14 protein-coding genes and 2 tRNA genes are annotated in these 22,191 nt (G+C 59.6%); 11 read left to right on the top strand and 5 right to left on the bottom strand.

Annotated elements, in window-relative coordinates; all coding sequences use genetic code 11:
* Positions 1-6 precede the first annotated feature (6 nt).
* The 4 genes from CKW32_RS22720 to CKW32_RS22705 all read right to left on the bottom strand — a co-directional run bounded on the left by CKW32_RS22720 (position 7) and on the right by CKW32_RS22705 (position 3,066).
* Positions 7-1,572: an iron ABC transporter permease gene (locus CKW32_RS22720; protein ID WP_095186066.1), complete on the bottom strand. Its 1,566-nt coding sequence runs from the start codon at positions 1,570-1,572 to the stop codon at positions 7-9.
* Positions 1,572-2,597, bottom strand: a complete 1,026-nt coding sequence (locus CKW32_RS22715) for an extracellular solute-binding protein (RefSeq protein ID WP_032890495.1) — start codon at positions 2,595-2,597, stop codon at positions 1,572-1,574. The genes CKW32_RS22720 and CKW32_RS22715 overlap by 1 nt, the downstream gene beginning before the upstream one ends.
* Positions 2,598-2,739: 142 nt before the next feature.
* Positions 2,740-2,826 (bottom strand) — tRNA-Leu (locus CKW32_RS22710).
* A 153-nt stretch (positions 2,827-2,979) separates the two neighbouring features.
* A tRNA-Leu gene (locus CKW32_RS22705) sits at positions 2,980-3,066 on the bottom strand.
* Positions 3,067-3,290: 224 nt separating this feature from the next.
* Here CKW32_RS22705 and rnr point away from each other — a divergent pair.
* From rnr to dnaB, 7 genes are all read left to right on the top strand, one after another.
* Positions 3,291-5,924 (top strand): ribonuclease R, encoded by a 2,634-nt coding sequence (gene rnr, locus CKW32_RS22700; RefSeq protein WP_095186065.1) that lies wholly within the window; start codon positions 3,291-3,293, stop codon positions 5,922-5,924.
* Positions 5,921-6,682 (top strand): 23S rRNA (guanosine(2251)-2'-O)-methyltransferase RlmB, encoded by a 762-nt coding sequence (gene rlmB / locus CKW32_RS22695; protein ID WP_095186064.1) that lies wholly within the window; start codon positions 5,921-5,923, stop codon positions 6,680-6,682. The genes rnr and rlmB overlap by 4 nt, the downstream gene beginning before the upstream one ends.
* Positions 6,683-6,993: 311 nt before the next feature.
* On the top strand, positions 6,994-7,416 hold the full coding sequence (rpsF, locus tag CKW32_RS22690; protein ID WP_003171371.1) for a 30S ribosomal protein S6: 423 nt from the start codon (positions 6,994-6,996) through the stop codon (positions 7,414-7,416).
* Positions 7,417-7,445: 29 nt separating this feature from the next.
* Entirely contained in the window at positions 7,446-7,676 is a 231-nt protein-coding gene (gene rpsR, locus CKW32_RS22685; RefSeq protein ID WP_003171373.1) for a 30S ribosomal protein S18, read from the top strand.
* A 36-nt stretch (positions 7,677-7,712) separates the two neighbouring features.
* Entirely contained in the window at positions 7,713-8,603 is an 891-nt protein-coding gene (locus tag CKW32_RS22680; RefSeq protein WP_032890500.1) for a hypothetical protein, read from the top strand.
* An 18-nt stretch (positions 8,604-8,621) separates the two neighbouring features.
* Complete coding sequence (gene rplI / locus CKW32_RS22675) at positions 8,622-9,068, top strand: 50S ribosomal protein L9 (RefSeq protein ID WP_003171376.1); 447 nt, start codon at positions 8,622-8,624, stop codon at positions 9,066-9,068.
* 110 nt (positions 9,069-9,178) lie between these two features.
* Positions 9,179-10,573, top strand: a complete 1,395-nt coding sequence (gene dnaB / locus CKW32_RS22670; RefSeq protein WP_003217484.1) for a replicative DNA helicase — start codon at positions 9,179-9,181, stop codon at positions 10,571-10,573.
* A gap of 5 nt (positions 10,574-10,578) precedes the next feature.
* Here dnaB and CKW32_RS22665 read toward each other — a convergent pair whose 3' ends face one another.
* Positions 10,579-14,586, bottom strand: coding sequence for a dermonecrotic toxin domain-containing protein (locus CKW32_RS22665; protein WP_256585354.1), 4,008 nt, complete (start codon positions 14,584-14,586; stop codon positions 10,579-10,581).
* 206 nt (positions 14,587-14,792) lie between these two features.
* On the opposite strand from CKW32_RS22665, the gene CKW32_RS22660 reads away from it, so the two are divergent.
* The 4 genes from CKW32_RS22660 (at position 14,793) to CKW32_RS22645 (ending at position 22,162) form a co-directional block, all read left to right on the top strand.
* Positions 14,793-17,096 (top strand): YgiQ family radical SAM protein, encoded by a 2,304-nt coding sequence (locus tag CKW32_RS22660; protein WP_032890504.1) that lies wholly within the window; start codon positions 14,793-14,795, stop codon positions 17,094-17,096.
* 209 nt (positions 17,097-17,305) lie between these two features.
* A complete protein-coding gene (locus tag CKW32_RS22655) occupies positions 17,306-18,238 on the top strand; it encodes an NAD synthetase (protein WP_032890506.1) in 933 nt (310 codons plus the stop codon).
* Entirely contained in the window at positions 18,235-18,684 is a 450-nt protein-coding gene (locus CKW32_RS22650; protein WP_095186062.1) for a hypothetical protein, read from the top strand. The genes CKW32_RS22655 and CKW32_RS22650 overlap by 4 nt, the downstream gene beginning before the upstream one ends.
* Before the next feature lie 187 nt (positions 18,685-18,871).
* Positions 18,872-22,162 carry a DUF2126 domain-containing protein gene (locus tag CKW32_RS22645; RefSeq protein WP_095186061.1) on the top strand — a complete coding sequence of 1,097 codons (3,291 nt, stop codon included), beginning with the start codon at positions 18,872-18,874 and terminating at the stop codon, positions 22,160-22,162.
* Positions 22,163-22,191: the final 29 nt, after the last annotated feature.

Genomic DNA, 22,191 nt, shown 5'->3' with positions numbered 1-22,191 from the left:
GCGGTTTCAGCGACTCAGATACATCCGCGTCGTGAGCAGATACACCGGCAGCCCCGACACCAGTATCAACAACGCCGCATAAGGGGCTGCCGCCGCGAATTCTACATTCGACGTATGCGACCATACCGCCGTGGCGAGTGTGTTTAGCCCAGTCGGGCTGAGCAGCAGCGTCGCCGTCAATTCCTTCATCGCATCCAGGAACACCAGCGCAAACGCTGCCCCCAGCGCCGGGAAGATAATCGGCAAAGTCACTCGGCAAAACGCACTGAACGACGAAGCACCCAGTGTGCGCGCTGCTTCCTCCAGCTGCGGCGCGGCCTTATTCAAGGCGGTGCGAATCGGCGCCTGAGCCAGTGGCAAGAACAACAGCGCATAGGCGATCAGCAACAACGCAGACGTCTGGTACAGCGCAGGCACGTAATGCAAGGCGAAATACACCAGCGTAAGCGCAATCACCAGGCCGGGCAGCGCGTGCAGCAGGTACGGCAGACGCTCAGCCCAGATCGCCAGTTTGCCTTTATAGCGCACCACCAGCAGGCCGACCGGCACGGCCAGTACCAGGCACAACGCTGCACCGCCCAGGGACAGCGCCAGCGAGGACAGAAGCGCTTCACCAATTTCTGCCACTGGAAAAGCCGCCGACGAACCTACGGCCAGCCAATAGCCGAGCATGCCCAGCGGAATCCCACTACCGATGACCGCCAATGCCAGGCAGTACACCTGGCCGAGTGGCGCCCACTTGCCCAATCGAACCTGCTCGGCATGCCGCGCCGCGCCTTGGCCGATACGTACATGTCGGCCCTTGCCGCGCACGCGCAGTTCCAGCCACAGCAGGGTAAGGCACATCACCAGCAGTACCGCTGAAAGCATCGCAGCGTTGGCGTTGCTGAATTCCAGCTCGAACTGCTGGTAGATCGCGGTGGTGAAGGTTTGCAAGCCGATGATCGAAAGCGCACCGAATTCCACCAGCATATGCAGCGCGATCAGCAGTGCCCCGGCCAGCAGCGATGGCCACAGCAGCGGCAACGTAATGCGCAGAAAAACTGCCCGGCGATTGAGGCCCAGCGTGCGAGCAGATTCTTCAAGGGAGGGGTCAAGGTTACGCAATGTTGCTGCCACTGGCAGAAACACTAGCGGGTATTTGGACAGGCTCATCACCAGGATCGCCCCGCCCAGCCCTTCGAAGTTGGCGCTCAGCGACACCCAGGTAAAGCTGCTGACAAACGCAGGGACCGCAAACGGCAGGCACAGGATCACGCCCCATATGCGTCGCCCTGGCAGGTTGCTGCGTTCCAGCAGCCAAGCCAGGGACAGGCCGATCACGCCGCAGGTTACCGTTACCCCAACCATCAGCGCCAAGGTGTTGCGCAGCAGCCCGAACACATAAGGCCGCCACAGCAGATGCACCGCCTCCGCCCATCCAGCTTGCCAGGCTTTAAGGCCGACATAGGCCAATGGAAGCAGGCTCAGGCTAACCAGAAACAGCACTGGAAGCAGCAGCCAGATTGACGGGCGTTTGCGTCGAGGGCTCAATCCCCTGCGCAGGGCGGTGGCGGGTAGCGATGGGTTCATCAGTTCAAGCCAACGTCACGTTCCAGCTCCAGCGCTTCTTCGGCGTTGCCAAGGTCCGCAGGCGTGACTTTTGGCGGTTGTAGCTCGCTGAAAGGCTTAAGGCCTCGGTTGGATTCCATGCCTTTACGCAGCGGGTATTCCGCGGAGGTGTTGGTGATGACCCGCTGGCCTTCTTCACTGGCCATGAACGCCAGCAGTTGTTGGGCTTCCTTGGGGTGCTTGCTGGATTTCAATGCGGCAGCGGACGACACGGTAATCAGGCCGCCGGCATCGCCGTCGGTGAAGTAATGCAGCTTGGAGTCCAGGTTGGTTTTTTCTTTCTTAAGGGCAAACCAGTAATAGTTGTTCACCAGTACGGTGGCCACTTCGCCGTTCTCCACGGCTTTAAGGGCGACCATGTTGTTGCTGTAAACCTTGCCAAAGGCGCGCAGGCCGGTCAGCCATTCTTCAGCTGCCTCTCGACCGTGCAATTTGATGATCGCCACGGCCTGTTCTTGGAACGCGCCGCTGGTGGGCACGAAACCGACCTTGCCTTGCCACTCGGGGCCGGCGAAATCCAGCACGGATTTGGGCAGGTCTTTCTCGGCAATCAGTTTCGGGTTGAAGGCCACGACGCGGGTGCGCGCAGTCACTCCCATCCAGTCGCCGTTGCTGCCGACGTAATCTTTGGGCAGCACGTCGAGGGTGCTCCCGTCGATCTTGGCCAGCAGGCCTTGCTCGCCGAGTTTGTTCAGGGGAGGGGATTCTTCGGTGTAGATGACGTCGGCGGGAGAGCGGTCGCCTTCTTCCACCACCTGGCTGGCCAGTTGGTTGCTACTGCCTTTGCGTACGTTGACGTGAATGCCGGTCTTGGCTTCGAAAGCCTTGGCGAGTTCGTCGCCGACTTCTTTGTGCTGGCCGTTGTATAGGGTCAGGGAAACTTTGTCGGCAGAGTAGGCCGCGGGCGAGAGCAGGGCCAGGCCGAGCAGAGTGATGGTAAGGCCACGCAGAAGGGATGTCTTGGGGCGGGTATCGCGGATCATCATCCGGGGTGTTCCTCACTTGTAAGCAACAAATTCTTACAAGGATAAACGATAAAACTTCTCAAGTGCGACCCAGGAGGGAATCACCTGCAAAGTTTCAGCCCCAGAAACGAAAAAACCCGCTTTCGCGGGTTTGATCTGAATTTGGTGCCCAGGAGAAGACTCGAACTTCCACGACCTTGCGATCACCAGCACCTGAAGCTGGCGTGTCTACCAATTTCACCACCTGGGCTTTATCAAGCAACGTTGCCGCTGTTGATGGGGCGAACTATACGGCGGGCTTTTTGATCTGTAAACCCCTGATTCAATAAAATAAATCGGGATTTACGTTAAAAATCAGAAGCCTGAAACGAAAAAACCCGCTTTCGCGGGTTTGATCTGAATTTGGTGCCCAGGAGAAGACTCGAACTTCCACGACCTTGCGATCACCAGCACCTGAAGCTGGCGTGTCTACCAATTTCACCACCTGGGCATCATCAACAACGTTGCCGTCGTCGATGGCGCGCACTATACGGAGAGGCTTATAAGCTGTAAACCCCTGCTATGAAAAAAGCCTGGAATATTTCGCCAATGGTCGTGCAAGGTGCGCAGCGAGGGCCATTAAGGGCTTTAAAACGCTTGTTGATGCCTGAAATTTCCCGTTTCAATACGCGTATGCCAAACTAACCCACATATAGACAAGGTGAAAACTCTCTAATGGCCGATTGGCAGTCCCTCGATCCCGAGGCCGCTCGTGAAGCGGAAAAATATGAAAACCCTATTCCTAGCCGCGAACTGATCCTGGCGCATCTCGCCGATCGGGGTTCGCCTGCTAGCCGCGAGCAGTTGGTTGAAGAATTCGGTCTGACCACCGAAGACCAGCTTGAAGCCCTGCGCCGCCGATTGCGTGCCATGGAGCGCGACGCTCAACTGATCTACACCCGCCGTGGCACTTACGCGCCTGTGGATAAGCTCGACTTGATCCTTGGCCGCATTGCCGGTCACCGTGATGGCTTCGGCTTCTTGATCCCGGATGACGGCAGTGACGACCTGTTCATGAGCCCGGCGCAAATGCGCTTGGTGTTCGATGGTGACCGTGCCTTGGCGCGCGTTTCCGGCCTGGACCGTCGCGGTCGCCGTGAAGGCGTGATCGTCGAAGTGGTGTCCCGTGCCCACGAGTCCATCGTTGGTCGTTACTTCGAAGAAGGCGGTATTGGCTTTGTTGTGCCGGATAACCCAAAGGTCCAGCAGGAAGTGCTGATTACCCCGGGCCGCAATGGCGCTGCGAAGGTCGGTCAGTTCGTTGAGGTGAAAATCACCCACTGGCCTACTGCGCGCTTTCAGCCTCAGGGCGACATCGTTGAAGTTGTCGGCAACTACATGGCGCCGGGGATGGAAATCGACGTCGCGCTGCGCACCTACGATATTCCTCACGTCTGGCCTGAAGCTGTGCTGAAAGAAGCCGCCAAGCTCAAGCCTGAAGTTGAAGAAAAAGACAAAGAAAAACGCATCGACCTGCGCCATCTGCCGTTTGTCACCATCGACGGCGAAGATGCTCGCGACTTCGACGACGCGGTTTACTGCGAAGCCAAGCCCGGCAAGTTGCGTCTGTTCTCTGGCGGCTGGAAGTTGTTCGTCGCGATTGCCGACGTGTCCAGCTATGTGAAGATCGGTTCTGCACTGGATAACGAAGCCCAGGTGCGCGGCAACTCCGTGTACTTCCCGGAGCGCGTGATCCCGATGCTGCCTGAGCAATTGTCCAACGGGCTGTGCTCCCTGAACCCGAAAGTCGACCGTTTGGCCATGGTGTGCGAGATGACTATCTCGAAAACCGGCGAAATGACCGATTACCAGTTCTACGAAGCGGTGATCCACTCCCAGGCGCGCCTGACCTACAACAAGGTCAGTACCATTCTGGAACAGCCTAAAACAAGCGAAGCCAAGGCTTTGCGTGGTGAGTACGGGCATGTCGTGCCGCACCTCAAGCAGCTTTACTCGCTGTACAAGGTGCTGTTGGGTGCTCGTCATGTGCGTGGCGCGATCGATTTTGAAACCCAGGAAACCCGGATTGTCTTCGGTTCCGAGCGCAAGATCGCCGCAATCACCCCGACGACCCGTAACGATGCGCACAAGCTGATTGAGGAGTGCATGCTGGCGGCCAACGTGGCCACCGCTGAATTCCTGAAGAAGCATGAGATTCCTGCGTTGTACCGCGTGCACGATGGTCCTCCGCCAGAGCGTCTGGAAAAACTGCGCGCGTTCCTCGGAGAGCTCGGCCTTTCCCTGCACAAAGGCAAGGACGGTCCGACGCCGAAGGACTACCAGGCATTGCTGGCCAGCATCAAGGACCGTCCTGATTACCATGTGATTCAGACCGTGATGCTGCGTTCGTTGAGCCAGGCGGTGTACAGTGCCGATAATCAGGGCCACTTCGGCTTGAACTACGAGGCGTACACCCACTTCACCTCGCCAATTCGCCGTTATCCTGACCTGCTCACGCACCGCGCGATCCGCAGTGTGATCCATTCCAAGCAGAACACCCCGCACGTTAAGCGCGCTGGCGCCATGACCATACCGAAAGCACGGATCTATCCGTACGACGAGGCGGCCCTGGAACAGCTGGGCGAGCAGTGCTCCATGAGCGAACGCCGCGCCGACGAAGCCACGCGCGACGTAGTGAACTGGCTCAAGTGCGAGTTCATGAAAGACCGCGTGGGCGAAACCTTCCCGGGTGTAATCACCGCCGTGACAGGCTTTGGCCTGTTCGTCGAGCTGACCGACATCTACGTCGAAGGCCTGGTGCACGTTACGGCCTTGCCGGGTGATTACTACCACTTCGATCCTGTGCATCACCGCCTGGCGGGCGAGCGCACCGGTCGCAGCTTCCGTCTGGGTGACACGGTTGAAGTGCAGGTCATGCGCGTCGACCTTGACGAGCGCAAGATCGACTTCGGTATGCCAGACAAGCCAGCCGAACCGGCGGGTCGTAAAAAGCGCGGCGTCGAAACCGCAGCGCCGACCGCCAAAGGCAAAGGAATTCCTGCGAAAGCAGCGGCCGCCGAGCCTGCGCCAGCCAAGGCTGGTCGCCGGTCCTCCGTCAAGGACAAGGCCCCCGAAGCTTACCGTCCAAGTGACGCAGCGGCGAAAAACGCCGAGCTGCGCAAGAGCCGCGAGCTGAAGCAGCAGTTGCTCAACGAAGCCAAAAGCGGTGGTAAAGCGGCGTCTGGGGGAAAGTCCCAAGGGGCGGAAAAGCCGTCGAGCAAACCCAGTAAACATCGTAAAGGCCCGCCAAAAGCGGGTTCGGCCCCCGCGAAAAGCGGCGGGTCGCGCAAACCTAAGGCCAAGTCATGAGTCTGGAAAAAATCTACGGCGTCCACGCCGTAGAAGCACTGCTGCGTCATCACCCTAAACGCGTCAAACAAGTGTGGTTGGCGGAAGGTCGCAGCGAGCCTCGCGTGCAGGCGCTGGTTGAGTTGGCCACTCAAAACAAGGTTGCCATCGGCCAGGCCGAGCGTCGTGAAATGGACGTGTGGGTCGAAGGCGTTCACCAGGGTGTGGTCGCGGACGTGAGTCCTAGCCAGGTCTGGGGCGAAGCCATGCTCGACGAGCTGCTCGACCGCACCGAAGGCGCGCCGCTGTTGCTGGTGCTGGACGGCGTGACCGACCCGCACAACCTTGGCGCCTGCCTGCGTTCGGCGGATGCTGCCGGCGCGTTGGCAGTAATTGTGCCTAAAGACAAGTCGGCTACCCTGACGCCGGTTGTGCGCAAGGTCGCCTGCGGCGCAGCGGAAGTGATTCCGCTGGTGGCCGTGACCAACCTGGCGCGCACTCTGGAGAAGCTCCAGCAGCGCGGGCTGTGGGTCGTGGGTACGGCGGGGGAGGCCGAGGTCAGTATTTATGACCAGGACCTCACTGGGCCGACCATTCTGATCATGGGGGCTGAAGGTAAGGGTATGCGTCGTTTGACCCGTGAGCATTGTGATTATCTGGTGCATTTGCCGATGGCAGGCAGCGTCAGCAGTCTCAACGTGTCGGTTGCGACCGGCGTGTGCCTGTTTGAAGCTCAGCGTCAGCGTGGTGCCCAGATCAAGGCCAAGGTGAAGAAGTAATTCTGATCCTGATATAGCGTCAAAATGTGGGAGGGGGCTTGTCCCTCGATAGCAGTGGTTCAGTTACAGCTGTTGTGACTGGCCCGCTGCAATCGGGAGCAAGCGCCCTCCCACATTTGTTTTTGTGAGGTGTGGGAGATTGTTCAAATAATCACCAATCACCTTGCGCCCGTTCTTCCCCTTCTCTACAATTGCGCCCCTTGCCCACTCGGCAGGCACGCATGTGCCTCCCTGCGGCAAGATCCATAAGTGTCATTCACTCCTTGTCTGACCGTTTTTGAGCGGCAGGCTACAACCCGTAAGGAGCATTCATGCGTCATTACGAAATCATCTTTTTGGTCCACCCGGATCAAAGCGAGCAAGTCGGCGGCATGGTTGAGCGTTACACCAAGCTGATCGAAGAAGACGGCGGCAAAATCCACCGTCTGGAAGATTGGGGTCGTCGTCAACTGGCCTACGCAATCAACAATGTTCACAAGGCTCACTACGTGATGCTGAACGTTGAGTGCACTGGCAAGGCCCTGGCCGAGCTGGAAGACAACTTCCGCTACAACGATGCAGTGATCCGTAACCTGGTCATCCGTCGCGAAGAAGCCGTTACCGGCCAATCCGAGATGCTCAAGGCTGAAGAAAACCGCAGTGAGCGCCGTGAGCGTCGCGACCGTCCTGAGCACGAAGGCGCTGATAGCGCTGATAGTGATGACAGCGACAGCAGCGATAACGCTGACGAGTAATCCACGGACCTTATTAAGGAGCCTATCAAATGGCACGTTTCTTCCGTCGTCGTAAGTTTTGCCGCTTCACCGCTGAAGAAGTGAAGGAGATCGATTACAAAGATCTCAACACTCTGAAAGCCTACGTATCCGAGACCGGCAAAATCGTTCCAAGCCGTATCACCGGTACCAAAGCACGTTATCAGCGTCAGCTGGCCACCGCTATCAAGCGCGCCCGCTTCCTGGCCCTGCTGGCCTACACCGACAGCCACGGCCGCTGAGACCGGGCAGTCGACAAGTAGTAAGGGATTGAATGCATGCGCGCCTTAGCTGAGTTCATCATGCGCGGTCGTGTGCAGGCCACTCTGGTAGTGGCTGGATGTGCAGTGTTGCCGATGTTGTTTTGGTTGAGTGCTGCTGCAGGTTGCCTTGTGCTTCTGCGGCGCGGTTCGGACGCTTTGAGCGTCCTGGGTCTAGGGTTGTTGTCAGTGTTGGTGAGCTGGCATTTCCTGCAAGACCCGACAGCGCTTCTTGTGCTGTTTGGGAGTTGTAGTCTGGCGTTGGTTTTGCGCGCCGGTCATTCCTGGAATCGTGTGCTGCTGGTCAGCACGGCCGTGGGGTTGTTGTGTGCAGTGAGCCTGGGGACCGTATTCGGTTCTTTCATCGAGTCATTGGCGCAGACGTTTCAACACGTTTTGCCGCTGGTGATGGGTGAGTCTTACGAGAAGTTCTCGGCGGACCAGAAAGCAGTTCTCGCTTCGTTGACAGTCCCGCTGTTGATCATTTCAACGTCGGTTTCGGTGCAGATCTTTAGTGTGTTGTGCCTGATTCTTGGGCGCTACTGGCAAGCGTTGTTGTATAACCCCGGAGGTTTCGGAAGCGAGTTTCGCGCAATCCGAATCCCCAAGCGCGTTGCGCTGTCACTGCTGGCCGTCATGTGTGTCGCTCCGTTTATCGGTTGGCATACCTTGATCTTGTTGCCGTTGTGCGGTGTACCGCTGTTCTTCGCTGGCCTGTCCTTGATTCATGGGCTGGTTGCGCAGAAAAAATTGGCCAGTTTTTGGCTGGTGGGGTTTTACGTCACTGTCTTGCCGCTTATGCACTTGATTGGTCCGTTACTCGTGGTCTTGGCCATTGTCGACAGCCTGATTGATTTTCGCGGACGTTCTGCGCCGAAAGACGCCGATAACGCGAACGGTGAAGGTTAAAAGTTAGAGGATTTTCACATGCAACTGATCCTTCTGGAAAAAGTCGCCAACCTGGGCAACCTGGGCGACAAAGTGAACGTTAAGGCCGGTTACGGTCGTAACTACCTGCTGCCATACGGCAAAGCCACCGCTGCAACCGCTGCCAACCTGGCTGCGTTTGAAGAGCGTCGTGCTGAGCTGGAAAAAGCAGCAGCAGACAAAAAAGCTTCGGCCGAAACTCGCGCTGCCCAACTGGCTGAGCTGGAAGTGACTATCACTGCCACCGCCGGTGACGAAGGCAAGCTGTTCGGTTCGATCGGCACCCACGACATCGCTGATGCACTGACCGCCTCCGGCGTTGAAGTGCAGAAGAGCGAAGTTCGTCTGCCGAACGGCACCATCCGCAACGTAGGCGAATTCGACGTAGCCGTGCACCTGCACGCTGAAGTTGAAGCCACCGTACGCGTTGTCGTGGTAGCAGCTTAAGCAGCACCTAACTGGCTGGCACCTCGTGTGCCGGACGGTTAACATCGGGCACGATCCTGTTTACAGGTCGTGCCTTTTGTTTTTCTACAAACCCCAAATTCCAAGTGGCCATGAACGATATTTCAGCTCCTGAGCAATACGATCTGCAAACCGCTGCCCTGAAGGTGCCGCCGCATTCCATCGAGGCCGAACAGGCCGTGCTCGGTGGTTTGATGCTGGACAACAACGCCTGGGAACGCGTGCTGGATCAAGTCTCGGATGGCGATTTCTACCGTCATGACCATCGCCTGATCTTCCGTGCCATCGCCAAGCTGGCCGACCAGAACTCGCCGATCGACGTAGTGACCCTGGCCGAGCAATTGGACAAGGAGGGCCAGACCTCCCAAGTGGGCGGCCTGGGTTACTTGGGTGAGCTGGCGAAGAACACGCCATCGGTCGCCAACATCAAGGCCTATGCGCAGATTGTTCGTGCACGGGCCACGTTGCGCCAGTTGATCGGTATCGCCACCGAGATCGCCGACAGTGCTTTCAACCCGGAAGGCCGTACCGCTGAAGAGATTCTTGACGAGGCCGAACGGCAGATCTTTCAGATCGCCGAGGCCCGGCCGAAAACCGGCGGCCCGGTCAGCGTCAACGACCTGCTGACCAAAGCCATCGACCGTATCGATACCCTGTTCAACACAGACAACGCCATCACCGGCCTGTCCACCGGCTATACCGATCTGGATGGTATGACCAGCGGCCTGCAGCCAGCTGACTTGATCATCGTCGCCGGCCGTCCGTCCATGGGTAAAACTACTTTCGCCATGAACCTGGTGGAAAACGCTGTGTTGCGCAGCGACAAGGCGGTACTGGTCTACTCCCTGGAGATGCCAGGTGAATCGCTGATCATGCGTATGTTGTCGTCCCTGGGCCGCATTGATCAGACCAAAGTGCGTGCCGGTCGCCTGGAAGATGATGATTGGCCGCGCCTGACCTCGGCGGTCAACCTGCTCAACGACCGCAAGCTGTTTATCGATGACACAGCGGGCATCAGCCCGTCGGAAATGCGCGCGCGTACCCGACGTCTCGTGCGCGAGCACGGCGATATCGCCCTGATCATGATCGACTACCTGCAATTGATGCAGATCCCAGGCTCCAGCGGCGACAGCCGTACCAACGAAATTTCCGAGATTTCTCGCTCGTTGAAAGCCCTGGCCAAAGAATTCAACTGCCCGGTGGTTGCCCTGTCGCAGCTCAACCGCTCCCTGGAGCAACGCCCGAACAAGCGCCCGATCAACTCCGACTTGCGGGAGTCTGGAGCGATCGAGCAGGATGCTGACGTGATCATGTTCGTTTACCGGGACGAGGTGTATCACCCGGAAACCGAGCATAAAGGCATCGCTGAAATCATCATCGGTAAGCAGCGTAACGGCCCGATTGGGACCACGCGTCTGGCCTTTATCGGCAAATACACCCGCTTCGAAAACCTGGCGCCGGGCAGTTACAACTTCGAAGATGAGTAACCGTACTAAGGGCGAGGAAACAGCTCCCGGATGGTAGATTCGTCGTACTGGTAGTTCCAGCGTAATTCGGCGCCGGCGGCTATGTCCTCGCTGGCGAACAGACCCGTGAGTATCAGTTGTTCCTGTGTGTTGTCGTCCACTTGCGCCTGGATACGAAATTGCGCGGCCTCAACGTTATAGCCCACGCTCGCCTGCCGGATCGGCAATTCGCCTTCGTACTCGAAAATCGTGTTTATCCTTGAGAGCGCGTTGTCTCCCGAGAGCACCAATTGCATATTCACGGCGTGCGGGGTAGTAGGCCTGAGGTTTTTGATCGGCATCAGGTAAGGATCCTGCCTTGCCCTGGCGACGTATAGCGGCAAGAGTTCTCCACCGTAGACGCCCAATGCTTGACCTTTTTTCAGGGCGCGGCGGGTGACGACTGTGGCCTCGCCAATCAGCGACGCTTCCTGTGCACACTTCTGATGAGCTGCGGTGAAGGAGGTGACCTCAAGCTTGTCTTCATACAGGCGGGCCACATTTTCGTAACCTTGCCACCGAATGTAGGGGTGCAATTCGCTGGCGGCGAAGACGGCTTCTGTGGTCAACGATTTGCCGTGGCTCTGTATCTGCCGGATTCGCATAGGCCGGCCCAGTGTGTCGCGCAACGGGTATCGGCCGTTGTTGGCGCGGTCGTAGATGCGCCGGTAGTTCTGGCTGTACTGGTAGCCGCGGTGGGTGCGCATTTGGCTAAGCTCGGTTGCAGAATAGTGCGCCCTCACCACGCCCTCTTCGGCTGACTCGTAGTCGCTGCTCAAACTAACCGATTCGGCCGACTCAAACTCCTCACCGGATTCCATGCCTTCCTCCAGCCGTACAGGTGAGTCCTTGCCGCCGAGCAATGCGCCTTTGGCCTGATCAATTTCCCAGCCGCCCTCGGTTTTCTGGCGCAGGTAGGGCTGATAGGCACGAAAGCGGCTGCGGGCATCGAGCAGGCGCCATCCCATGGTGTCGTATTTGACTTGGTAATATTTCTGGTTGTCCTGGATGTAATAGCGATAGTTGCCGTTGGCCAGCGGGGGAGCTTGATGAATGCCGTCTGCGCGTTGTGTCAGGCCCAACGGCGGCGAGGGGTCGCTGAATAAGGGGTCTAAGGGTAAGCCGACTGCGCTTGATGTCTGTGCGGAGGCGACTCGGGTGCGAATGGGTGGCGGGCCTTCGTTCATCACCGACAAGCCGGTTTTATAAAGCGCCTGCTCGAGCGAATCGGCTCCTGAGCGTTGCAGGATTACGCTGCGCTCTGACTCCGGCAGCATGCGCTCGATAGCCCCGAGCAAAGGCATGGGCGCACTTTTGTCATTGTGGAGGGCGTAAAGCTCGCCTTGGCGAATCAACACATCGCGGGCTGTGACCTCCGCGGTGCCGATCCGACCCAGCAACGGGCCGCCGTGGCTTACGTCATGTACTTCGATCAGGCGCGCCTTCGGCCAGCCAGGGATGCGCTCCAGGGTGTGCAGAACAAGTGGCACGCTCTCACGGCTGCGTAGGCATTCAAGAAAAATACTTTCACCCAAACGCGTTGCCTGTTGGGTCTGGGCGTATTGCTCGGCTTCCCAGCGCTGTGCGTTCGGTAAGGTTGTTAGCCCCTCCAGCTGCTGGCGCTCGGATTGCGAGAGTGTACCTTGCATGTCTTCAAGGTGGCGTTTGGAGAGTGTCGGCGCGGCGGTGTGAAGGCTCTTTTCGGTCGGAGACATCAGTTTTTCATTCGGCGCGGTGAGTAAGGTAAACAGCCGCTGCTTTTGCCCCACGGCTTGCTCTTCCAAGGTCCGCGCCAGGTTTTCGACTTTGGTGAAGTAGTCGATATACACCGGTGGCAGCAGCGCGTTGAATTCGTCTTGGGGCAGTTGCTCTTGCAGTGCGTGCAGCAACTCGCCACGCCGGAAACGCGCCGCGTCTATACGGGTTTCGGCTGTACCGGTGCCATGGCTCAGCACCTCCTGCTGTTGTTCATCGACAATTTTCAGCACGCGGTTGGCGGGCCATTGCGCCAGTGACGTGAGGAGGTGGAATTGAATCTGCGGCGAATGCGGGCTGAGCGTCATGCCCTCGGCGCGACTCAGGTCGAAGTCATTGATTTCTTGTTCCAGATTGAAGTGGTTGAGGGTATCTAGCAGCAATGGCGGTGGGCGCACCATCTCTTGATGGATCTGACGCAGCGCCGCCTTATCCACGCCGCAGAGCAACAGGATCGGCTCCACCGCCGCTTGCTTGATCTGCGTCGCATCCGGGCCCAGACGCTTAATGAGCTGAATGTCCTCCCACTCGCCGGGCGTTTCGTGCAGATGGCGCCAGCCGCCCGCTTGGTTACTAAGCAGCGGTGGTGAATAGGCGTGTGGGTCAGTCGGGTGCGCCAGTTCCCATTGCTTGCCCTCAGCGGTACGGCGTACGGCGTGGGCGTGATCATCCAGCTTCAGGAACTGCTGTTGCCCGTGCTGATACAAGCCTTGGCTGTCGGCAACCAGATGTTCCGGCAGCCCGTCGGGATGACGGTACGGCGTGAGGTCCGAGTGCCACAGGCGCCAGCCTTTGTTGCGCACTCGGACTTTTATCAAGCCGGCGGTGAAACCTGCGGTCTTGATCGCGCCGGCGGTTGCAGCGGCGAGGGCGAGATTGTCCGCCACATCCAGCAGATCGTTGAGCGCCTCGTCACTGTCGCCGCGGCTCCAGGCGGAGAACCCCTCGTAAATCGTGTCGATCAACTGGGCGGCGCTGACCACCAGCAGCACTTCGCCCACAATCGGAATGAACGACGCTGCAAAGAACAGCAGGGATTTGCCCGCATCGATATAGCCCTGCAGACGCTTTTGCCGGCTCAGCACGTCGACGTTTGCGGTGAGTGCCGCGAGGGTTTGGGCATCACTCTTGATCTGCGCGATGGTGTGCTCGGCGATGGACAGGAACACATCTGCGCTGCATGCGGTGAGGTCCACAGGAAGGTTCAGATGGGCCGGCTCGGTGTAGATCCGTCCTCCCATTTCGATATTGTCTGAGCCGGATTGCTCCGGCGTTGCGTCCAGCAGGCTGCCCTGGTGCTGCAAGGGCACCAGCCGCTCGAAGACGGCGCGGTAGTTTTCATCCAGCAGCCGTTCGGCCAGCTTGCGCTTGAGTTCGGCTAGGCTCGCGTGCGGACGTAGCGCAGCGCTTGGATCGTCGGGCGTGTAGAGGATGAACGGGAGGCCGATCTTTGGCGCCTCAATCACCAGCACGCCCGGCAATACCACCTCGTTGATCGTCAGGTGATGGCACTGCATATCCGGGGGTGACCCCGACCGGTACAGACTGTTCAGTTGCAGATGCTGCTTGGCGGTGAGGCGGCGGTTCATATAAGCGATATGTATCGCGACCCCAAAGGCATGCTGCACCTGAGCGCGAAACACCCTTCGCACCTCTTGCGGCGTGCGCCCCGAGGCGGAGCTCGACGACGGCTCAAGCGCGCTGAAGATATGTGCAAGGTATTGGCCGCCCAGGTCCAGATTGCGGCAGAACTTGGCGAATGCCGGGCCAGTGATCGAACTGGATACCTCGCCGGTTGCCGTGACGTTATAAATTGCCGTGCCGGTTTCCATGCCGCCTTCTTGCGCTTCAGAGGCTTCGAAGTTCTGCAGGGCCGCCTCTAGCAGCGTCTGCCGAGTGGTTCTGGCATGGGTTTTTATCAGCCCGAGCAGGTGATGGTTTTTCCATTCGCGCACTAGGATCGCGTTTTCGTCGGCAATCAGCGTGAAAAACTGCGCAGTCAGTGCCGCGCGCAAGCGGGGGCGGGCAAAGTCTTCAGGGCTTTGGATCTCGCCCAGCAGCGCTTTGAGGTCGTGCCGGGCCAGGTTGCTGTTGATCAGGCAGTCGCGAAAATCCTTGAGCTGCGAGGCGGGTGCCTGACGCAGCCAGGACGGCAACTGAGGCCCTATCATCGCGTGATGTGCCGTCAGGAGAGGGCGGCGTGGTGGTGGGGTGGGGCGTGTATTCATGGGCTGGGCCACCAGGGGCTGTGGTTGATTGAAACCAGCCTATCGAGGATGTTTTTGCCGATGAGTTAGTGGAATAGCCCCGTATGTGCTTGATTAACTGGGGTGAATACGGAAGCGGCAGATCGCCGGTTTAAAAGCCGACCATTACCGTCGGAATTGGTCAAAATTTGTGCTATATTCCGCGCCCGCGATTTTTCATCTCAACACCGGTCACCGTCATGCAAACAGCCAAGCCGTTATTTGACTATCCCAAGTACTGGGCCGAATGTTTCGGTCCTGCGCCATTCCTGCCCATGAGCAGGGAGGAGATGGATCAGCTTGGCTGGGATTCCTGCGACATCATCATTGTCACTGGTGATGCCTACGTGGATCACCCGTCGTTCGGCATGGCCATCATCGGCCGGCTGCTGGAGTCCCAAGGCTTCCGCGTCGGGATCATTGCCCAGCCGAACTGGCAGTCCAAAGACGACTTCATGAAGCTCGGCGAGCCGAACCTGTTCTTCGGCGTCGCGGCCGGCAACATGGACTCGATGATCAACCGCTACACCGCGGACAAGAAAATCCGTTCCGACGACGCCTACACTCCAGGCGGCATGGCCGGCAAACGCCCGGACCGTGCGAGCCTGGTGTACAGCCAGCGTTGCAAGGAAGCGTACAAGAACGTGCCGATCGTACTCGGCGGCATCGAAGCCTCCCTGCGCCGCATCGCCCACTACGACTACTGGCAGGACCGTGTGCGCAACTCGATCCTGATCGACGCCACCGCCGATATCCTGCTGTACGGCAACGCCGAGCGGGCCATCGTCGAAGTCGCCCAGCGCCTGTCGTGGGGTCACAAGATCGAAGACATAACCGATGTGCGCGGCACCGCGTTCATTCGCCGTGACACGCCCGAAGGCTGGTACGAGGTGGACTCCACCCGCATCGACCGTCCGGGCAAGGTCGACAAGATCATCAACCCGTACGTCAACACCCAGGACACCCAGGCCTGCGCCATCGAGCAGGAAAAGGGTCCGGTTGATGACCCGGAAGAAGCCAAGGTCGTGCAGATCCTGGCCAGCCCGCGCATGACCCGCGACAAGACCGTGATCCGCCTGCCATCGGTGGAAAAAGTCCGTGGTGACGCGGTGCTCTATGCCCACGCTAACCGCGTGTTGCACCTGGAAACCAACCCAGGCAACGCCCGCGCCCTGGTGCAGAAGCACGGTGAAGTGGACGTATGGTTCAATCCGCCTCCCATCCCGATGACCACCGAAGAAATGGACTACGTGTTCGGCATGCCGTACGCACGCGTCCCGCACCCGGCGTATGGCAAGGAAAAAATCCCGGCCTACGACATGATCCGCTTCTCGGTGAACATCATGCGTGGCTGCTTCGGCGGCTGCACCTTCTGCTCAATCACCGAGCACGAAGGCCGCATCATCCAGAACCGTTCCGAAGAGTCGATCATCCGCGAGATCGAAGAGATCCGCGACAAGGTGCCTGGTTTTACCGGCGTGATCTCCGACCTCGGCGGCCCGACCGCGAACATGTACCGCATCGCCTGCAAGAGCCCGGAAATCGAATCCGCGTGCCGCAAGCCGTCGTGCGTGTTCCCTGGTATCTGCCCGAACCTGAACACCGACCATTCGTCGTTGATCCAGCTGTATCGCAGCGCCCGAGCCTTGCCGGGTGTGAAGAAGATTTTGATCGCTTCCGGCCTGCGCTACGACCTCGCGGTCGAGTCGCCGGAATATGTGAAAGAGTTGGTAACGCACCACGTCGGTGGCTACCTCAAGATCGCCCCGGAACACACCGAGGAAGGTCCGCTCAACCAGATGATGAAACCGGGCATCGGCAGCTATGACAAGTTCAAGCGCATGTTCGAGAAGTACACCAAGGAAGCGGGCAAGGAGCAGTACCTGATCCCGTACTTCATCGCCGCCCACCCAGGCACCACCGATGAAGACATGATGAACCTGGCCCTGTGGCTCAAGGGCAACGGCTTCCGTGCCGACCAGGTGCAGGCGTTCTATCCGTCGCCGATGGCCACTGCCACCGCGATGTACCATTCGGGCAAGAACCCGCTGCGCAAGGTCACCTACAAGAGCGACGCGGTGACCATCGTCAAGAGCGAGGAGCAGCGCCGTCTGCACAAAGCATTCCTTCGCTATCACGACCCGAAAGGCTGGCCGATGCTGCGTGAAGCGTTGACCCGCATGGGCCGTGCCGACCTGATCGGGCCGGGCAAGGACCAACTGATCCCGCTGCACCAGCCGAGCACCGACAGCTACCAGAGCGCCCGTCGCAAGAATTCGACGCCGGTCGGCAGCCATAAGGTCGCCAAGGAAACCACCACCAAGATCCTCACCCAGCATACTGGCCTGCCGCCTCGTGGCAGCGATGGCAGCAACCCGTGGGACAAGCGTGAGCAAGCCAAGGCCGCGGCCCAGGCACGTAACAAACAGGCGGCCAAAGAGCGCAGCGATGCGGCCAAGGGCAAGGGCGGCAAGCCCGCGCGTAAGCCGGTTGTGCCGCGTTGATCGCCGCTTGACTATGTAAAACGCCAGCCTCGTGCTGGCGTTTTGCTTTCTAGGCGGTGGGGAGTCTGTTTGTTAAGGTGGCGCCCATTAAATCGCTATCGGGGGCAAGCCCCCTCCCACATTTTGAATGTATTCACACATCACATGTGGGAGGGGCTTGCCCCCGATAGCGTCAGTTCGGTCTCCACCCCTTCAAGGAAGAACACCCCATGGGCAACCCCCTGGCCGGCATCGGCATGGACTTCAACCGTTCGCAGTTCATGGCGCGCCAGCGCATCGAAAGCCAGATCAACCTACCGCGCCTGTTCGCTGCCATCGACGCCGACCCCGGCATCGTCGGCGCGGGCGTTGTGTACATCGACGCCGACTTCAACGTCATCACCCTGCGCGAATTCAAGCCGATCTGCAGCATCAAACCCAAGCGCATCATCTTGCGCGAGGCGCAGAAGTACATCTCGCCCGCACAGTTTGTGGAGCAGGTGAAGACCGATCCCCGGGAAGGGCGCCTCCAGAAGGAAGCGTTTGACATGGGCCTTTCCTGTAGCGCCGCGGTGATCGGTTGGATCGTGGTATTCAGCGGCAGCGTCGCGGTGCCGTTCACCGCCGGTGCCAGCGCGTTTGTGGTCGGCATTGGCATCACGGCGGCATTGGCCAGCAGCGCTCAATGCGGGTTTGGTGTGGCGCGCACTTATAACGAAGTGCTTGATCCGGATGCCAACGACCGCATGGATGACGCCGCATGGTACGGCGCCGTTTCCCCCCTTCTCGATGCGGCTTCGTTGGTGGGTATCGGAACAGGTGCCTTGACCACGATTCGGTTGCTCAAGGCCAACAAAGCAGCTGCGTTGGGCAAAAGTTGGTACGAGTTGCTCAAGGGCCTGAGCCGCCAGGAACGCAAGAAGCTGACCAAAGAACTGCTGAGCCTGAAAGACCCCAGCCTGACCCCCAAGTTGCTTAAATTGCAGCAGCGCGCCGGCACGTTGACCAAGAGCTACAGCTCCACCGAAATCCGGCATGCCACGCTGACTCAGCTCAAGGATGCCATCGGGGGGCTGTTGGGGATCTGGGGCAGCCATCGAACCGGCCACGTGGGCACGGCCGAAACTATTGCTATCGGCCTGTACGAGGATCTGACGGAATGAACGGCTTTCCCGATATGGGCGGATTTCTGGCCCGATATTTCCCGGTGTTCATGGGCACTATTTTCATGGCGATCTTCTCCGGTTCGGCTGCGGTGTCCATGGCCGGCGTGACGTATCTGCGCGGTGTCGATCCTGCCCTCAAGTCCAGCTATTCGGGAGGCGCCATCCTGGTGCTGGTGGCGGTGCTGGTTTTTGGCAATGTCATGATTGCGCGCGGGTATCCCTGGGCGACGCGGCTCGTCGCGGGGTATTTGGGCGCCTGCCTATTGTTCGTACTGCCGATGATTCAATACGGCCTCAATGGCTGGGTCTATGGCTCGGCCGTGCTGTTTCCGTTGCTGGGGTTATTGCTGCTTAACAGCAAGCGCCATCGTGAAATGCGCCAAAAGCTCTTCGAAATACGCCACCTGCGCCAGGCGGTGATCGCGAAGGGTAAGCGCGGCTGACTGGGTAGATTCGCCACCTGTTTGCACACGCTCGCCACAAATATGTGCAACCCTCGCACCACGGCACCTACGATGGCGCCGTTTTGGTGCTGTACTGCACCGGGTCTTACGATAAAGCGCAATGGCTGCCGCTCTGGCATAAGTCTTGCGCGCGTTGTGTTCATGCCCTGGCTCGCAGGAGGCCGCCGTGTCGATTCATGTCGCGTTGCACCACGTTACGCATTACCGCTACGACCGTGCCGTCGAACTCGGGCCACAGATCGTGCGCTTACGTCCGGCGGCCCATAGCCGCACGCGGATTTTGTCCTACGCACTGAAAGTGCTGCCCGAGCAGCACTTCATCAATTGGCAGCAAGACCCCCAGGGCAATTACCTGGCGCGCCTGGTATTCCCGGAAAAGACCGATGAGCTGCGGATCGAAGTTGACCTGGTCGCTGAGATGGCAGTCTTTAATCCGTTCGACTTCTTTCTCGAACCCTACGCCGAAAAAATCCCCTTCAGCTACGCCGCCGATGAGCAGCGCGAGCTGGCGCCGTACCTGGAAACCCTGCCGCTGACGCCGAAGTTTGCCGCCTACCTGGCCGGCATCGACCGCACGCCACTGCCCGCCGTGGACTTCTTGGTGGGGCTCAATCAGCGTTTGGCCACCGATATCGGTTACCTGATCCGCATGGAACCTGGCGTGCAAACCCCGGAGTTCACCCTGGAAAACGCCTCCGGCTCCTGCCGCGACTCGGCGTGGTTGTTGGTGCAGTTGCTGCGCAATCTGGGGCTGGCGGCGCGGTTTGTGTCCGGCTATCTGATCCAGCTGACCGCCGACGTCAAAGCCCTGGATGGCCCGTCCGGCACTGAGGTGGACTTCACCGACCTGCATGCCTGGTGCGAAGTGTATTTGCCCGGCGCCGGCTGGATCGGGCTGGATGCAACCTCCGGATTGTTTGCCGGTGAAGGGCATATCCCGTTGGCCTGTAGTCCTGATCCATCGTCCGCCGCGCCGATTAGTGGGCTGGTGGAACCCTGCGAGTGCGAATTTACCCACGAAATGTCGGTGGAGCGCATCTGGGAAGCGCCACGGGTCACCAAGCCCTACACCGAAGAGCAGTGGCTGGCGATCCAGGCCCTGGGCCGGCAGATCGACGGCGACCTGCTCAAGGACGACGTGCGCCTGACCATGGGCGGTGAGCCGACCTTTGTGTCCATCGACGACCCCGACGGCGCCGAGTGGAACACCGCGGCCCTTGGCCCCGACAAACGCCGCTTGTCCGCCGAGCTGTTCCAGCGCATGCGCAAGCACTACGCGCCCAAGGGCCTGGTGCACTTCGGCCAGGGCAAGTGGTACCCCGGCGAGCAACTGCCGCGCTGGTCGCTCAACTGTTACTGGCGCCGCGACGGCGTGCCGATCTGGCACAACAGTGCACTGATTGCCGATGAGCAAGAGGACTACGGTGCCGATGGCGTGCTGGCCGGGCGCTTCCTGGCCAGTGTTGCCGAACGCCTCAAGTTGCCGGCGCGTTTTGTATTCCCGGCCTTCGAAGACAATTTTTACTACCTGTGGCGCGAAGGTGCGTTGCCTCAGAACGTCACCGCCCAGGACCCGCGCTTGAGCGACGACCTAGAGCGCGAACGCCTGCGCAAAGTGTTCAGCCAGGGCCTGGATAAAGTCATCGGCCAGGTGCTGCCGCTGGCACGTACGGCCGCGAATGACCGCTGGCAAAGTGGGCGTTGGTACCTGCGCGATAACCACTGCCGCCTGGTACCGGGGGATTCACCGCTTGGCTATCGCCTGCCGTTGGCCTCGCAGCCTTGGGTGACGGCGGCGGAGTATCCGTTCGTGCACCCCACCGACCCTAATCAGGATCAGCCGGAACTGCCAACCAGTGCCCAACTGCAAAGCCACGGCGAAGCAGCGCCGAGCGATGAGCGAGTGCCCGAGGTCGACGAGTCCGCTGACTGGCTGACCCGCACCGCACTGTGCGCCGAAGCACGGGAAGGGCGCCTGTACCTGTTCATGCCGCCGCTGGAGCGCGTCGAGGATTACCTGGAACTGGTTGCCGCCATCGAAGCGACTGCTGAAGAGCTGCACTGCCCGGTGCTGTTGGAAGGCTACGAACCGCCGTTCGATATGCGCCTGAGCAACTTCCGGGTGACGCCGGATCCGGGTGTGATTGAGGTCAACGTGCAGCCGTCCGCCACGTGGGATGAGTTGGTCGAGCGCACCGAGTTTCTCTACGAAGAGGCGCGACAGACCCGCCTGACCACCGAAAAATTCATGATCGACGGGCGCCACACTGGCACCGGTGGTGGTAACCACTTTGTGCTCGGGGGCGCGACGCCCAAGGATTCACCGTTTCTGCGTCGTCCCGATTTGCTGCGCAGCCTGATCAGCTACTGGCATAACCACCCGTCACTGTCCTACCTGTTTTCTGGCTTGTTTATCGGCCCGACGTCCCAGGCGCCGCGAGTGGATGAGGCGCGTAACGACGCGCTGTATGAGCTGGAAATCGCTTTCGCGCAAATGCCCGAGCCCGGCGAGGAGTGCCCGCCCTGGCTGGTGGACCGCCTGCTGCGCAACCTGCTGATCGACGTGACGGGCAACACTCACCGCGCCGAATTCTGCGTCGACAAGCTTTACTCGCCCGACGGCGCCACCGGCCGCCTGGGCCTGTTGGAGCTGCGCGCCTTTGAAATGCCGCCCCACGCGCGCATGAGTTTGACTCAGCAACTGCTGCTGCGGGCGCTGGTGGCGCGGTTCTGGCGTGAGCCTTACGCACCGCCGAAACTGGCGCGCTGGGGCACCGAGTTGCATGACCGCTTTTTGCTGCCGCACTTTATCGAGCAGGACTTTGCCGATGTGATCGTCGAACTCAACGCCGCCGGCTACCCACTGCGTGCCGAATGGTTCGCCGCGCATTTGGGGTTCCGTTTCCCCAAGGTCGGCGACTATGCCGTCAGCGGTATCGAACTGGAACTGCGCCAGGCCCTGGAACCTTGGCATGTACTGGGCGAAGAGGGCGCAGTGGGCGGCACGGTACGCTATGTGGATTCGTCCCTGGAGCGTCTGCAAGTGAAGTTGAGCGGGTTGCCACCGCAACGCTACCTGTTGACCTGCAATGGCATCCCAGTGCCGCTGCAACCGACCGGGCGAGTCGGCGAGTTTGTCGCTGGCGTGCGTTACCGCGCCTGGCAACCGGCCAACTGTTTGCAGCCGACTATCCCGGTCCATGCGCCGCTGGTGTTCGACCTACTGGACACTTGGATGCAACGCTCGTTGGGCGGTTGCCAGTACCACGTCGCGCATCCGGGCGGGCGCAATTACGACAGCTTACCGGTGAACGCCAATGAGGCTGAGAGCCGGCGCATGGCGCGGTTTTTCCGTCTCGGCCACACGCCTGGGAAGCTCACCGTACCGAGTGTTGTGATCAATGACGAATTCCCTATGACCCTGGATCTGCGGCGTTTCCCCAATAAAAATGACTGAGCCCTATCCAACTGTGACTCCAGATTATG

The sequence above is a fragment of the Pseudomonas sp. Irchel 3H9 genome (assembly GCF_900187495.1).
Taxonomy (GTDB): domain Bacteria; phylum Pseudomonadota; class Gammaproteobacteria; order Pseudomonadales; family Pseudomonadaceae; genus Aquipseudomonas; species Aquipseudomonas sivasensis.
The sequence above is the reverse complement of the archived record's forward strand: the minus strand, read 5'-3'. Positions and strand labels throughout refer to the sequence as shown.

Excerpts from the sequence above, each read along its gene's own strand:
- CKW32_RS22720 (WP_095186066.1), bottom strand. The coding sequence starts at position 1,572 with ATGAACCCATCGCTACCCGCCACCGCCCTGCGCAGGGGATTGAGCCCT.
- CKW32_RS22715 (WP_032890495.1), bottom strand. The coding sequence starts at position 2,597 with ATGATGATCCGCGATACCCGCCCCAAGACATCCCTTCTGCGTGGCCTT.
- rnr (WP_095186065.1), top strand. The coding sequence starts at position 3,291 with ATGGCCGATTGGCAGTCCCTCGATCCCGAGGCCGCTCGTGAAGCGGAA.
- rlmB (WP_095186064.1), top strand. The coding sequence starts at position 5,921 with ATGAGTCTGGAAAAAATCTACGGCGTCCACGCCGTAGAAGCACTGCTG.
- rpsF (WP_003171371.1), top strand. The coding sequence starts at position 6,994 with ATGCGTCATTACGAAATCATCTTTTTGGTCCACCCGGATCAAAGCGAG.
- rpsR (WP_003171373.1), top strand. The coding sequence starts at position 7,446 with ATGGCACGTTTCTTCCGTCGTCGTAAGTTTTGCCGCTTCACCGCTGAA.
- CKW32_RS22680 (WP_032890500.1), top strand. The coding sequence starts at position 7,713 with ATGCGCGCCTTAGCTGAGTTCATCATGCGCGGTCGTGTGCAGGCCACT.
- rplI (WP_003171376.1), top strand. The coding sequence starts at position 8,622 with ATGCAACTGATCCTTCTGGAAAAAGTCGCCAACCTGGGCAACCTGGGC.
- dnaB (WP_003217484.1), top strand. The coding sequence starts at position 9,179 with ATGAACGATATTTCAGCTCCTGAGCAATACGATCTGCAAACCGCTGCC.
- CKW32_RS22660 (WP_032890504.1), top strand. The coding sequence starts at position 14,793 with ATGCAAACAGCCAAGCCGTTATTTGACTATCCCAAGTACTGGGCCGAA.
- CKW32_RS22655 (WP_032890506.1), top strand. The coding sequence starts at position 17,306 with ATGGGCAACCCCCTGGCCGGCATCGGCATGGACTTCAACCGTTCGCAG.
- CKW32_RS22650 (WP_095186062.1), top strand. The coding sequence starts at position 18,235 with ATGAACGGCTTTCCCGATATGGGCGGATTTCTGGCCCGATATTTCCCG.